The sequence below is a fragment of the Paraburkholderia sp. EB58 genome (genome assembly GCF_050436665.1).
Taxonomy (GTDB): Bacteria; Pseudomonadota; Gammaproteobacteria; order Burkholderiales; family Burkholderiaceae; genus Paraburkholderia.
In genome coordinates this window covers 142,093-156,205 of sequence record NZ_JBNDMQ010000006.1, presented here as the reverse complement: position 1 = coordinate 156,205, position 14,113 = coordinate 142,093, and the positions used below count along the sequence as shown (strand labels likewise).

General features: G+C 63.2%; 13 protein-coding genes. 8 read left to right on the top strand and 5 right to left on the bottom strand.

Annotated elements, in window-relative coordinates:
* Positions 1-96: 96 nt before the first annotated feature.
* A complete protein-coding gene (locus P3T40_RS11260; protein WP_429267768.1) occupies positions 97-318 on the top strand; it encodes a YodC family protein in 222 nt (73 codons plus the stop codon).
* A 189-nt stretch (positions 319-507) separates the two neighbouring features.
* Here P3T40_RS11260 and P3T40_RS11255 read toward each other — a convergent pair whose 3' ends face one another.
* Positions 508-1,437: a CopD family protein gene (locus P3T40_RS11255; protein WP_429267767.1), complete on the bottom strand. Its 930-nt coding sequence runs from the start codon at positions 1,435-1,437 to the stop codon at positions 508-510.
* 444 nt (positions 1,438-1,881) lie between these two features.
* On the opposite strand from P3T40_RS11255, the gene P3T40_RS11250 reads away from it, so the two are divergent.
* The 4 genes from P3T40_RS11250 (at position 1,882) to P3T40_RS11235 (ending at position 6,456) form a co-directional block, all read left to right on the top strand.
* Entirely contained in the window at positions 1,882-2,613 is a 732-nt protein-coding gene (locus P3T40_RS11250; protein WP_429267766.1) for a c-type cytochrome, read from the top strand.
* 21 nt (positions 2,614-2,634) lie between these two features.
* Complete coding sequence (locus P3T40_RS11245; protein WP_429267765.1) at positions 2,635-3,933, top strand: c-type cytochrome; 1,299 nt, start codon at positions 2,635-2,637, stop codon at positions 3,931-3,933.
* Positions 3,934-4,049: 116 nt separating this feature from the next.
* Positions 4,050-4,670 carry a PAQR family membrane homeostasis protein TrhA gene (gene trhA / locus P3T40_RS11240; RefSeq protein ID WP_429267764.1) on the top strand — a complete coding sequence of 207 codons (621 nt, stop codon included), beginning with the start codon at positions 4,050-4,052 and terminating at the stop codon, positions 4,668-4,670.
* A 184-nt stretch (positions 4,671-4,854) separates the two neighbouring features.
* On the top strand, positions 4,855-6,456 hold the full coding sequence (locus P3T40_RS11235; RefSeq protein WP_429267763.1) for a DEAD/DEAH box helicase: 1,602 nt from the start codon (positions 4,855-4,857) through the stop codon (positions 6,454-6,456).
* Between the two features lie 19 nt (positions 6,457-6,475).
* Here P3T40_RS11235 and P3T40_RS11230 read toward each other — a convergent pair whose 3' ends face one another.
* The 4 genes from P3T40_RS11230 to ggt form a co-directional block, all read right to left on the bottom strand.
* Positions 6,476-7,000 (bottom strand): hypothetical protein, encoded by a 525-nt coding sequence (locus tag P3T40_RS11230; protein ID WP_429267762.1) that lies wholly within the window; start codon positions 6,998-7,000, stop codon positions 6,476-6,478.
* A 155-nt stretch (positions 7,001-7,155) separates the two neighbouring features.
* On the bottom strand, positions 7,156-7,983 hold the full coding sequence (locus P3T40_RS11225) for a ferritin-like domain-containing protein (RefSeq protein ID WP_429267761.1): 828 nt from the start codon (positions 7,981-7,983) through the stop codon (positions 7,156-7,158).
* A 353-nt stretch (positions 7,984-8,336) separates the two neighbouring features.
* Positions 8,337-9,749 carry an MFS transporter gene (locus tag P3T40_RS11220; protein WP_429267760.1) on the bottom strand — a complete coding sequence of 471 codons (1,413 nt, stop codon included), beginning with the start codon at positions 9,747-9,749 and terminating at the stop codon, positions 8,337-8,339.
* A gap of 193 nt (positions 9,750-9,942) precedes the next feature.
* Positions 9,943-11,580: a gamma-glutamyltransferase gene (gene ggt, locus P3T40_RS11215; protein WP_429267759.1), complete on the bottom strand. Its 1,638-nt coding sequence runs from the start codon at positions 11,578-11,580 to the stop codon at positions 9,943-9,945.
* Between the two features lie 311 nt (positions 11,581-11,891).
* Between ggt and P3T40_RS11210 the strand changes: the two genes are divergently transcribed.
* The 3 genes from P3T40_RS11210 (at position 11,892) to P3T40_RS11200 (ending at position 14,069) form a co-directional block, all read left to right on the top strand.
* Positions 11,892-12,671, top strand: coding sequence for a DeoR/GlpR family DNA-binding transcription regulator (locus tag P3T40_RS11210; RefSeq protein WP_429267758.1), 780 nt, complete (start codon positions 11,892-11,894; stop codon positions 12,669-12,671).
* A gap of 353 nt (positions 12,672-13,024) precedes the next feature.
* Positions 13,025-13,222: a hypothetical protein gene (locus P3T40_RS11205; RefSeq protein WP_429267757.1), complete on the top strand. Its 198-nt coding sequence runs from the start codon at positions 13,025-13,027 to the stop codon at positions 13,220-13,222.
* Between the two features lie 196 nt (positions 13,223-13,418).
* Entirely contained in the window at positions 13,419-14,069 is a 651-nt protein-coding gene (locus P3T40_RS11200; protein WP_429267756.1) for a TetR/AcrR family transcriptional regulator, read from the top strand.
* The last annotated feature ends 44 nt before the right edge of the window (positions 14,070-14,113 follow it).

Below are 14,113 nucleotides of genomic sequence, written 5' to 3'. Positions count from 1 at the left end.
ATGGATCAGGCGGGCTGAACCGGATTGAGCGGACAACCCAGACGCCCGGACCGGTCAGGCGAGCCAGGCAAAAAAACTGAGTGGACGACCGAACGAATGAAAACGATGTTTCTGTCAAAACGAACGACATACCGCGGCGGCGATGTGCTGACGCTTAAATCGGGTGGCCGTCCGATGACGGCCACATGGGTAGGCCCGGTGGTGTTCGCGCCTGGTACCTGGCTGATCTGCCAATGGTTCAACGACGACGGCGAACTGCGCCAGGAGATGTTCCCTGAAACGATGCTGGAGCGAGTGCCCAAAGCACTCGCCGCTTAACGGGCAGTACCGGGCATCCGGCTCCTGCCGGGCGACCGCGTGTGTTCGCGCCGCACAGACTCGCTTGTGCGGCGCTTTTTTGTCGGCCATGCTTGGACGGGCCGCGCTCGGCCGGGCCGCGCTCGGCTGGACCACGACTGCAGGGCATCGATCCGCCGGCCACGCTCCGCCTGAACGCCCGCCGCTCGCTCAGCCGAGCGCGACGTACGCCGGCACGCTGTGCGCCAGCGCGGCCGCCGCAATGAACACGCCGATCATCGCCAGCGCTTCGAGGTACAGCACGTTGGTGAAGGTATGGGCGTCCATCGTCGACGCCGTGCGGCGCAGGCGCGGCAGCGCCAGGAAACGGTTCAGGCCGCCGAGCACCAGCGCCAGCGCCACCAGCGCAAGCTTCAGGATCAGCACATGTCCCCACGTGCTGATCTCGATGGACTCAAACGACCCGCCCGATCCCCGCACCGCATTGAAGATCCCCGTCAGCAGCACGAACACCACTGCGACCAGCGACACGTTCGAGATCTGCATGGCCGTACGGATCAGGATGCCGCGCGCGGTCGACGTGCCGAGCGCCGGCAGCACCGTCAACCCGGCTGTCACGACAAGTCCGCCCCACACGCTGGTGGCCAGCACATGCAAGGTGTGCACACCGATAGCCGCTGACGCCGGTCCGCCATCTGCCGCATGCCCGAGCGACGCCTTGCCGGCGCCAATCGCGATCACCGCCAGCCACAGCAGCGCATTGCGCAAGGTGCTGGCGTGCGAGGACATCGCGGTCAGCAGCAGCACCAGCGCACCGACAAAGGCAACGCTCCACGCATAGCCGACATGCGTCTGCGCGAGCACGGTAGGGATGACGCCGAACGCCTGCGGCAACGTGCTGCCGCTCATCGCCGCGGCCTGATACAGCAGCCAGCCGAGGTCGGCTGCGACCAGCACGACGGTTGCCGTCAGCATCGAGCGTTGCGCACGCAACCATGCGGGACGCGCTGGCGCGACCTTGGCCTGGGCATCTTTCGCGAGCCACGCGCCGAGCAACGCCGAACCGACGGCAAACGCAAACGCGACATTCATGAGCGCGGCCATGGCGACCTGCCCGATCCACAATCCGTCGACTCTCATTTGACAGTGAGCGCGCGAGTGCCTTCAATACGATGGACCGCGGTCCACTTGATGGTGTGGCGTCCGGCAGCGAGTCGCTGCGGCGCTGAACGGGAGAAATCGGATAGCTTCATGAAAGGCGGGTTGCTTGTCGAAAATACAGGGAGGAGGGTTGCACGCAGCGCAGCAAAGACAGCGGCGCCCCGGGAGTGTACGCTTCGATGGTCCGTGTGCGTGTCGGTTCAACTTAGTTGCATGTTCGCGCCATTCAAGACCGATCCAAATAGCATGTGGGACATCGCCGATACACACTGTGCCAAACTGTCACATCGGAGTTTACGAGGGGAACTATGCGGCCTGCGGCAAATAGTCACCATCAGCTAGCGATGATAGAATGCTGCGTCGCCGCAGCCCCAGTTGCCCTCAAGCCGAGCCGCTCGAAGCTCGGTCGGGTCCCCGAATCTGATGGAGTTACGCGTGTCTTCTAGACGCATTTTCCGCCCGCTGCTCGCCCTGCTGCTGATCTCGGCCGCAGGCGTCTTTAGCGCTGCGAAAGCGCAGACTCAACCCAAGACTCCGGACACGATGGAAGCGCGCGTGCAGGCCTGTGCGGCCTGCCATGGCACGCACGGTCAGGGGACGGACAACGACTACTTCCCACGCCTCGCGGGCAAGCCGGCTGACTATCTGTACAACCAGCTCAAGAACTTCCGCGAAGGGCGCCGCAAGTATCCGCCCATGAACTACCTCGTCACGTACCTCTCGGACGACTACCTTCATCAGATCGCGACGTACTTCTCGCAGCAGCGCCCGCCGTACCCGTCACCGGCCACGCCAACGGTGTCGCAGGCTACGCTGGCGCGCGGCCAGGACATCGTGCTGCATGGCGACGCATCGAAGCAGATCCCGGCTTGCGCCGCCTGCCACGGCAAGGCGCTGACCGGCATGGAACCGGCTATCCCGGGTCTGGTCGGCCTGCATGCTGATTACATCAGCGCGCAGCTCGGCGCCTGGCGTTCGGGCTCGCGTCACGCCATTGCGCCTGACTGCATGCACACCATCGCCACCCGCTTGACCGATGACGACGTGAATGCCGTCGCTTCATGGTTGTCCACCCAGACGGCTCCGCAGAATCCGGTGCCGGCTCCGGCCCGTTCGATGAAGACTCCGCTTGCCTGCGGCAGCGAACCGCAATAAGGCACCGGGAGAGATGACCAAATGAAACGCAAGTCTTTGTTCGCCCTTTCGGCAGTCGTCGTAGCTGCGGCCGCTGCCCTCGTTCCCGTCCTGTGGTCGGGCGGCGACCACCTGCATAACGGCAGCGCCATGGCGGCCACGCCCGCTGACCAGGCTGCCCTGATCCAACGGGGCGAGTACCTCGCCCGCGCCGGTGACTGTATTGCCTGCCACACGGTGCGCGGCGGCAAGGAATTCGCCGGTGGCCTGCCCATGCTCACGCCGTTCGGCACGATGTTCACGCCGAACATCACGCCTGACGACCAGTACGGCATCGGCAAGTGGACTCAGGACGACTTCTACCGCGCCTTGCACACGGGCCGCTCGAAGGATGGCAGCCTGCTGTACCCGGGTTTCCCCTTCACGAGCTACACGAAGGTCACGCGCGCCGATTCGGATGCGATCTATGCGTACCTGCGCTCGGTCCCCCCGGTCAATGTGCCGAGCCGTCCGCACGAGCTGAAATTCCCGTTCAACAACCGCAACCTGCTGATCGGCTGGCGCACGCTGTTCTTCCGTGAAGGCGAGTACAAGGCGGATCCGACCAAGTCGGTCGAATGGAACCGCGGCGCGTACCTGATCGAAGGCCTCGGCCACTGCGGCATGTGCCACACCTCGATCAACGCCATGGGCGGCCCGGTGAACTCGGCGGCCTTCGCGGGCGGCCTGATTCCGCTGCAGAACTGGTACGCTCCGTCGCTCACGTCGAACAAGGAAGCGGGTCTGGGCGACTGGGACATCAAGGACATCCAGGATCTGCTCAAAAACGGCGTGTCGCAGCGCGGCGCGGTGTTCGGTCCGATGGCTGAAGTGGTTCACAACAGCCTGCAGTACATGTCGGACGACGACATCCAGGCAATGGCCACGTATCTGAAGACCATCCCGCAGAAGAGCGAAGCGCCGGAAAACCTGCAGCTGGAAACCTCGGCGCAGTTCGGCACGGAGCTGCTGCAGCAAGGTCAGAAGATTTATACGGACAACTGCGCGAAGTGCCACGAGGCGAACGGTCTCGGCCAACCGCCGAACTTCCCACCGCTGGCCAACAACCAGTCTATCCAGATGCCGTCGGCAGTGAACCCGATTCGCATGGTGTTGAACGGCGGCTTCCCGCCGAGCACGGATGGCAATCCGAAGCCGTATGGCATGCCGCCGTTCGCTCAATCGCTGTCGAATCAGGAAGTGGCTGCAGTGGTAACCTACATCCGTATGTCGTGGGGTAACCACGGCACGTCCGTGTCGCCGCAACAGGTGGCCGATCTGCGGTCTGCGCCGCTCGACTGAGCGACGCGAACGGTAAGGAGGGCGCGGCTGCGGGAAATCGCGGCCGCGCCCTTCGTTTTTCAGGACCAGCGCGGGACCGGTACAATGGCATATTGGACCGGGCGGGAGAAGATGTCGTGCATATCGGTGAGCGTTTTAACAGCATTACCCACCTCGTCGGCGCGGTGCTGTCGGTGGCGGGGCTGGCTACGCTCGTAACGATGGGCGCGCTGCAAGGCGATGCGTACAAGGTTGTCAGTTTCGCCGTTTACGGCGCGATGCTGCTCGTGCTGTATGCTATCTCCACCCTTTACCACAGCGTGCGCAACGCGCGCGTGAAGGCGGTCCTGCAGAAATGCGATCATTCGGCGATCTACCTGCTGATCGCCGGCAGCTACACGCCATTCACGCTCGTCACCTTGCGCGGACCGTGGGGCTGGTCCCTGTTCGGGGTAAGCTGGGGGCTTGCGGTCCTCGGCATCGTGCAGGAACTGACGCTCGGGCGCCGCACCCGTAGCGTATCGATGGTGCTGTATGTCTTGATGGGATGGCTCGCGCTCGTTGCCGTCCGCCCGCTGGTCGAAGCTTTACCGGCCGCGGGCACCGCATGGCTCGTGGCCGGCGGGATCATCTACAGCGTCGGCATCTACTTCTTCATCAACGACGAGCGCATCCGGCACGGACATGGTATCTGGCACCTGTTCGTACTGGCGGGCAGTCTGTGTCAATTCGTCAGTGTTGCGCGCTACGTCGCGTGACACCCCACGACGGCGAAGTGCAACTTAAAGCCAGTCAACGTGTCTTGATAGCGCGTTGAAGCATTCGGCACACGCTGGCGTGTGCCGCCGATTTCCCTGCGACCGGACCTGGGGCTTTGGCCTCGAATGCGCGCCTTTGGGCTGCGCATTCGCCGTTCGCGATACTGCATTGCAAAGAGCTTTTATGTCTTTTGATTCCCTCGGCTTGTCCGAACCGCTGGTCCGCGCTGTACACGAACTCGGCTACACCTCCCCTACTCCCATCCAGTTGCAGGCGATCCCGGCCGTGCTGAACGGCGGCGACCTGCTCGCCGGCGCGCAGACCGGCACCGGCAAGACGGCCGGCTTCACGCTGCCGATCCTGCAACGCCTGAACACCATGCCGCCGGTCACCACGGCCGGAGGCAAGCGCGTGGTCCGTGCGCTGATCCTCACACCCACGCGCGAACTTGCTGCGCAGGTCGAGGAAAGCGTGCGTGCCTACGGCAAGTATCTGAAGCTGAAGTCGACGGTGATGTTCGGCGGTGTCGGCATCAATCCGCAGATCGATGCGCTGCGTCGTGGGATCGATATTGTGGTGGCCACGCCTGGCCGCCTGCTCGATCACATGCAGCAGAAGACCATCGACTTGTCGCATCTCGAGATCCTCGTGCTCGACGAAGCCGATCGCATGCTCGACATGGGCTTCATCCACGACATCAAGCGTGTGCTCGCCAAGCTGCCGCCGAAGCGCCAGAACCTCCTGTTCTCCGCCACGTTCTCCGACGAGATCAAGACGCTCGCCGACAATCTGCTCGATTCGCCGGCGCTGATCGAAGTGGCTCGCCGCAACACGACGGCTGAACTGGTGGCGCAGAAGATTCACCCGGTGGACCGCGACAAGAAGCGCGAACTGCTCACGCACCTGATCAAGGAACACAACTGGTTCCAGGTGCTGGTGTTCACGCGCACCAAGCACGGCGCGAACCGCCTCGCCGAACAGCTCACCAAGGACGGCATTAGCGCACTCGCCATCCACGGTAACAAGAGCCAGTCGGCCCGTACGCGCGCGCTGGCCGAGTTCAAGACCAACACGCTGCAGGTGCTGGTGGCGACGGATATTGCCGCGCGTGGCATCGATATCGACCAGTTGCCGCACGTCGTCAACTACGACCTGCCCAACGTGCCGGAAGACTATGTGCACCGCATCGGCCGTACGGGCCGCGCGGGAGCGACGGGCGAAGCGGTGTCGCTGGTGTGCGTCGATGAGCTGCAGTTGTTGAAGGACATCGAGAAGCTGATCAAGCGCGCCGTGCCGCAGGAAGTGATCGCCGGGTTTGAACCGGATCCGAACGCGAAGCCGGAGCCGATCCTGCGCCGCGGCCAGGGTGGTGGTGGTGGTGGCGGCGGACGTCAGCCGCGTCAAGGGCAAGGCGCACCCAAGGGTGATGGCGGTCGGCGCGACGGCGGCTCCGCCAAGCCGGGGCAGCGCTCGGGACAGCGTCCGGCAGGCGCTCAGCAGGCGAAGCCGCAAAGCGCGAATCCGCAAGGTGCTAAGCCAGCTGGTTCGCCCACGCAACCGCAAGTGCGCAAGGACAATCCGCGCCACGAGACTACGCGTCATCACGGCAAGGCTGGACCCGCTACGCACGACGGCGCCGGTGCGACACATGCGCCGCGCAAACCTCAGGGTCAGGGCAAGCCGCAAGGCGGCAACCCAGGCGCCTTGCTGAGCGGCGCCAAGCCGCGCGGCGATGCTCCGCGTAGCTCGCAACCGCCGCGCAACGGTGGGCAACGCGGGCGGTGAGGTTAGCTGATCAGCCGCCTCATCTCCGGGCCGCCGCAGCGGCCTGCTTCAGGTGCTCGATCTGCTGTTCCCACCGATCGAGCACCGCCGCTCCCCCCTCCTCCAGTTCGAACGTGATGCCGCCCGTCAGGCGCGCATAGGGGACCCGTTGCGCTTCACCGGTATCGATCGCGCCAATGAAGTGGGCGAGCCCGCTGTTGCCACCTGGCGTCGGAGCCAGTGGCTCGAACTGCAACTGCACCTGATAGAACGCCTCCTCGCAGACGAACGTCAGCGCCGCACGGCCGCTGCGCGCGAGCACGGCGGCCGCCCGCGATTGCGGCCATAACGCGACGCACAATGTGCGCGAGTCGGGCGCGTACAGCTCGCCTGCTCCCAGTAGCGAAGTCCGCACGTGGCCATTGCTCGCGTCGGTGGTCAGAAACGACGCCGTAAAACCCGCCTTGCTCGCGAGCGCGGTGCCATCCAGCAACGCGCGCGGCGCAGCCGGCCATTCGTCGAACTCGAGCCGTTCGAGCGGGCGTCGGGATACAGAATCGGTCATCGCCTGACTCCGGTTCATCCATCGTCTTGAATCGAACTGCGAAATGATAAATGGCCCGCACGGGCGGGCCATTCGATCAAACCGTTCGCTAAGCCAGCGGGTTCAGGAAGCTCAGGAACCCTCGATAAGCGCGCCGCAAACCCCAGCCTCGATCTTCAACGGAAGAATACATGCTGCGTGATCTTGGCGAGCGGGTAATGCACACCAGGTTGAATCCGTGCCGGCAGATCCAGCGGCTTCAGCAACATCTTCACGCACATGTCAGCCGAAAGATTGCGACGCACCAGCGTGTTGATGCGCGCCGCACGGTCGCGATTGTATGCCGAATCGTGCACGCGCTCCGGATAGCGGATCGCGAATACATGCCGCAACGCGATCTCCGAGTCTTCGTTCTTGATTTCCATCACACGGCGCATCAACGCGCCCAGCACCGCGAGGCGACCGTTGCCCTCGATCTTGTTGTACTTCTTGAAGTACTTGAAAAAGTGCTTGTAGTGGCGGACTTCGTCGGTGCGAATGTTGTCGGTGATCTCTTTGAGCACCGGTTCGTTCGAGCACTCGCCGATCGCTCGATACAACGTCGCCGTACCCGTTTCCACTACACAGCGTGCAACCATCTCAAGCGCACGCGTCTTTTCGAAATCTTCAACGGAACAGGTCTTCGAGTACTCCTCGAAGAAATTGCGGAAGGCCGTGTCCCAGTCGAACTCTGGCCATACATGGGCGATATAGGTCTTCAGCGCCCGGCCGTGCTGCATCTCTTCCGGTTCCCACTCGTTGTTGAGCCAGGCGGAGACTTCCGGGTCGCCGTTGAAGAAGGTACTCAGGTTGCTGGTGTAGAGATCCGTACCGCTTTCAATGAACGAAGCGGCGCACAGCAGAAGCAGCAGATCTTCATTGGCCACGGCCCGTTGCCGGTCAACCCGGCTGAGGTCGATGTCCTCAATCCGCCAAGGCATCACATGGTTACGCTCAGTGTGCATTTGTTCCTTGCTCCGAAAGCTATACCGACTCCTGGAGCGTGCCCAGAACCACGTGCTTTCGCACGGCTGCGTTCGCGTCGATACAGCGCCTTGAATTAGAGTTAACCCCTTGTATCTTGCATCTTAGCTGGTGTTCCGCAACTCTGCAGATAACTCAGCACAGACCATACCCAAGCGCCGCAGTTCCGGCGGCAAGATAGTCGGAATATTCCAGATCAACACAAAGCGGACGCAGTGCACAAAAAAGGCAGCCCTCGAGGGGCTGCTCTTTCTCGCACGTACAGGCAACACACAGGGCGTGAAGTGAGGCGGAGTAAGGCTCAGCGGCCAGAACGCCGCCGCGCATTACGGCCTCAGATTGAGTGCGAAAGGGATAGGCCGCGCCGCAAATGCCGTCTGCGCCACGCGACGATGGCGAGTGACAGGCCCGACAACAGCGCAGCAGTCAGCACGTAATAACTTGGCGCAAGCTTGTCGCCGATCAAATGGATGAAGGTCTCCACAATCGTCGGAGCAAAGCCGCCGAAGACCGTTACGCCGATGCTGTAAGCGATAGAAAGGCCCGTCGAACGCACGTGGGTCGGAAAGATCTCCGACATCAGGGCGGGCATAGGTCCTGAATAGGCAGCCTTGAGGATGCCAGCTGTACCCTGCAGCAGCAACAACCAGCCGACCGTCGGATGACTCTGTAGCAGTGCAAACATCGGATAGATCAGCACCCCCATCAGCAACGATGTGCCCAGCATGATGCGGATGCGGCCAATGCGGTCGGACCATGCGCCCATCACCGGTGAGAGCAGGAGCTGCAGTCCGCCGTTGAGCACCACCGCGCCGAACGACACGGCGGCTGGCATGTGCAATTGTTTCACGGCATACAACGGCATGTATAGCTGCAGCACATACACGCCCACCGTCGATTGCGCGACGATGCCGATTGCAAGAAGCAGGTTCACCCAATGACTGCTGAACGAAGCGGCCGGGTCGCTTGTCTTTGTCTTACTGATTTCCTTGCCGCGCGCCCGCAGATCGCCGTGCCCGCCCTCGGGGCCCACGCCGTCGCGTTCGCGGCGCATCGCCAGAAACTCGGGCGTCTCGTCGAGATGCGAGCGGATGTAATAGCCGATCGGCCCAATTAGCACACCGAACAGGAATGGGATGCGCCAGCCCCAAGTACTGAGGTGCTCCGGCGACATCCATGCGGTGAGCACTGACCCGAACGCGGCCGCGAGGATCGCGGCGAGCCCTTGACTGGCGAATTGCCAGCTCGCGAAATAGCCACGCCGTGTGGGGCTGTGTTCGACCATGAACGCCGTCGCGCTGCCGAACTCGCCACCCACCGCAAAACCTTGCACGAGCCGCGCCACCAGGATCAAAACGGGCGCAGCCAGGCCGATCGATGCGTACGGTGGCATCACGGCCATCGTCAAGGTGCCGACCATCATCAGCGCAATGGCGAGCGTCAGCGCCGCCTTGCGGCCTTTGCGGTCGCCGTAGATCCCGAGCACCACTGCGCCGATCGGCCGCATCAGGAACGAGATGCCGAAGGTGGCGATGGCAAGCAGCGTCGAGAGCCACTCGTCGTGCATCGGGAAGAACTGTCTGGCGATGATGCTGGCGAAGTAGCCGTAGACAGAAAAGTCGAACCATTCCAGCGCATTGCCGACCGACGACGAGAAAATGATGCGCCGGACCATCGCTTTCGATGGCGGCGCGGCGGCGGGGGAAGAAGAAGCCGCCGCGGCGGCGGGCGTTGCGAGGTCGGTCATGGTCGGCTCTATGGGAAACGCGGGGCCGCCCCAGGCTGGATAGTCACCCGGGACAGCCTCGCGCGAAACGACAGGCTAGAAACGGTTTCCTCGAAAACGCCGGGCCGTCCCAACTTTTCCGCCCGGCAGGAAGTCCGCTTGGGCGAGCGGCTCCCTCAGGAGGCCTGGCGTGAAGCGCCAGGTTCAGGGACGCTCAAAAACCCGCGGCAAGACCATCGCGGCGGCTATCGCTCGCCGCCACGTAACCACGTTCCGGATCATTACGATCGAGCTTCCAGATGTACTGACCCGAGCCGAAGTCCATATACGGATCGTCGACCGACTTGATCGTGTGGCCGAGGTTTTCGAGCGCGCGCGCCGTGTTCGCGTCGAGCGTCGCTTCGATGTCGATCGTGAAGTCGTGGTTCACCTTCCAGCGCGGCGCATCGCACGCCGCCTGCGGCTGCTGGCCGTAGTCGAGCATCCGTACGATGGATTGCAGGTGGCCCTGCGGCTGCATGTCGCCGCCCATCACGCCGAAGCTCATCACCGCTTCCTGCTTGCCGTCGACCTGTTGCGTGAGGAAAGCCGGAATGATCGTATGGAACGGGCGTTTGCCGCCTTCCACGACATTCGGCGACTTCGGGTCCATCGAGAAGCCGCAGCCGCGGTTCTGCATCGAAATGCCGCTGTCCGGCACGACGATGCCCGAGCCGAAGCCCATGTAATTCGACTGGATAAAGCTCACCATCATGCCGCGTTCGTCGGCCACCGACATGTAGATCGTGCCACCGGTCTTCGGCATGCCGAAGTCGAACTGCGTCGCGCGCTTCGGATCGATCAGTTTGGCCCGCGAGGTCAGATAGGCGTCGTCGAGCATCTGCTCGGGCGTCACATCCATCGAACGCGGGTCCGCCACGTAACGGTAGACATCGGCAAAGGCGAGCTTCATCGCTTCGATCTGCAGGTGCTGCGATTCGACGTTGTCGACCGCGAGCGAGCTCACATCGAACTTTTCGAGGATACCGAGCGCGATCAGCGCGGCAATGCCCTGGCCGTTCGGCGGAATCTCGTGGACCGTGTAGCCGCGATAATCCTTGCCGATCGGCTCGACCCAATCCGCGCGGTAGTTGCGCAGGTCTTGCGCCGTCATCGCGCCGCCGCACTCGCGCGAGAACGCCGCGATCTGCTCGGCGATCTCGCCTTCGTAGTACGCCCGCGGCCCTTGCTCCGCCAGCTTGCGCAGCGTCTTGGCATGGCCGGGGAAGCGTACCAGCTCGCTCACTTCCGGCGCCCGGCCGCGCGGCATGAAGGTCTGGGCGAAGCCCGGCAGGTCCTTCAACTCGGGCACGGCCGCCGCCCACTTGTAGGCGACAATGCTCGCCACCGCATGGCCGCGCTCGGCGATTTCGATAGCCGGTTCCATCAGGTCGGCAAACGGCAGCGAACCGAATTTCTGATGCAACGCCTCCCAGCCCGCGATCACGCCCGGCACGGTCACGGCATCCCAGCCCCGCTTGGGCTGCTTCGCGAGACCGTTCTCTTCACCGTACTTGCGCTTGAAGTAGTCCACGTTCCAGGCCGCCGGCGACACGCCCGATGCATTCAGGCCGTGCAGCTTGGCGCCATCCCACACTAGCGCAAACGCGTCGCCGCCGAGGCCGCACGAGACCGGCTCGACCACGGTGATGGCCGCTGCCGCCGCGATCGCCGCATCGACCGCATTGCCGCCCTTCCACAGCATGCGCAAGCCGGCCTGGGCCGCGAGCGGGTGCGAAGTCGAAACGATGTTGCGTGCGAAGACCGGCAGGCGCGGTGTCGGATAAGGGTTTTGCCAATTGAAGCGGGTCATGTCGGGGACTCTCGGAAAGCGCGGCCCGGCACGATGCATCCGCCGGAACCATTAGAAAACCATCACGGAACGAACCGTCGATTGCAGCGCGAACCGTCCGAAAAAACAAATTCATTTATCAAATGAATAAATGCAGAAAAGACCTGAATAGCTAGACTGGGTTCGTTGCAGGTCGGACGTGATCTTATGCATGTCGCGTACGTTGGCGGACAACCCGCCAGTTGGTCTTACAATAGCTCACCGAAAACATCGCTCGTTCCTGGCGCTGGCTGCCGCACCCGGCGCCGACGCAATCACTTGACCCGAGACACATGACCCGAGACCCCCGCCTGACCCTCAACGCACGTCAACAGGAACTGCTCGAGTGGGTGCAACGCGACGGCTTCGTGACCGTGGACGACCTGGCTGCTCACTTCGACGTCACGCCGCAAACGATCCGGCGCGACGTCAACTGGCTGGCCGACATGAACCTCCTGCGCCGCTACCACGGCGGCGCCAGCCTGCCGACCAGCTCCGAGAACGTCTCATACACCGCGCGGCAACGCATGTTCCATGACGAGAAGCGGCGCATCGCGACGCTCGTGGCCACGCATATCCCAGATCAGGCGTCGCTCTTCATCAACCTGGGCACCACCACCGAAGAAGTAGCGCGCGCGCTGAACCGCCATCGCGGATTGCGCGTGATCACCAACAACCTGAATGTCGCCAGCATGATGAGTGGTTACCCGGACTGCGAGGTGCTGGTGACAGGCGGCATCGTGCGGCCGTGGGACAAGGGCATCGTCGGCGAACTCGCGATCGATTTCATCCGCCAGTTCAAGGTGGATTTCGCCATCATCGGCACCTCGAGCATCGAAACCGACGGCACGCTGCGCGATTTCGACACGCGTGAGGTGCGGGTCGCCGAGGCGATCATCGAGCACGCGCGCACGGTGTTCCTCGCCGCGGATCATTCTAAGTTCGGCCGCCCGGCGCTGGTCCGCCAGGGCCATCTGGACCAGATCGACGCGCTCTTCACCGACGCCGCGCCGCCCACTGACATGACCGAAACGCTGGCGACGGCCGGTACTCAGGTGTATATCGCGGAGTGAACCGCTGACCGAATTCGCCAGCCGGAAAACGCCAAAGCGCGCCAAAGCGCGCCACAGCGGCGCGCCAGAGCTTTGCTGCAGTGCACGCCAAACCTCGCGTGAAATCAAGGATTTGCCCGCCGATCCAGACCGCCTCTGCAGGGTGCAATTGTCAAAGGGAAAATTTTCCGGGGATCATTTGGCGTTCAGTGTGCGGTTGACTACACTCCAGTTCCCCGACGCCATTTTCAATGCGCGTTGGTCCGAATAGCTGTTACTCCCGCCTGATCCAATCGCGGATCGTACTGCGCCCGCCGCCCCGCTGGCCAGTCGCCCATAGGGCCATCCGCGCTAAGCTTGACATGGAGAGAACGATGCTGAGTCCGCATGAATTCGCCACGTTGTTGCTCGTAAAGGATGCTCCCAATCAGGTCGACATGGATCGAGAGGAGCTGGATGCGCTGTTTGAACGACAGCTCGTTCAACTCGAGAAACTCGCCTCGGGCCTCAAGCAATGGCGCCTCACGGAAATTGGCGATTCGGCAATCCGGGCGATCAAGCGTTTCTCATGATGTGTCGGCGTACGCCCGGCGCATGACACCAGCAAAGTGAAGAGCGGCGCGCTCGTCTGCGTGGACTGAGCGCGCGCCTTCGGCCGGTGCGCGCCGTAGCGATCAAACCATCCTGCGGTGCGAATCCACTCCTGGTTTATTGTGCCCGCTTGATTTACGCAGTAAATTGACGCGATGGACCGATGCGCCATCCGGCATGCCAAAGACACTCTCTGACGAAGACGTTCACCAGTTCCGCGAAGCCATGCGAGGCGTCGCCGAGCACGCGTTCGCCACGCGCGGCGCGCAAGGCGTCACGATGCGCGAGCTGGCTAAAGAGTTGGGCTGCAGCGCGATGACGCCTTACCGGTATTTCCGCGACAAGGACGAGATCCTGGCGATGGTCCGGGCCACGGCGTTCAACCGGTTTGCGCAGCGTCTGGAAGCAGCCGCGCTCGCGGCTGATCCCGCCAGCAGGGGAACCGCGCTGAGCGACGCCTACGTCTCGTTCGCCCTCGATGAACCGCACGCGTACCGTTTGATGTTCGACGTGGCACAAGCGGATGACGCCGCGCACCCGGAACTCGCCGCCGCCTCGCAACGCGCCTGGCGCTTGCTGGGGGCGCACTTCGAGCCGCTTGTGGCGGCTGGGCGTCTCGAGGGGGATCCGCGGTTGATTGCCTATGCTTACTGGGCCAGCCTGCATGGCTTTGCGATGTTGGCGCTCGCTAACCAATTGCCGCTGCCTGAGGGACAACGGTCCGCCACGCAAGAAGGTGCGAATCCGGCGCCGACCCGCGAGGCCGTACTCGCACAGCTTCGTTTGATGCTATGGCGCGGCGCGCTGGCGCAGACGGCGCCGAAGTAACCACTCACCGGCTCAGCGTTCGCCTCGCCGCAGCGGCATCGCTG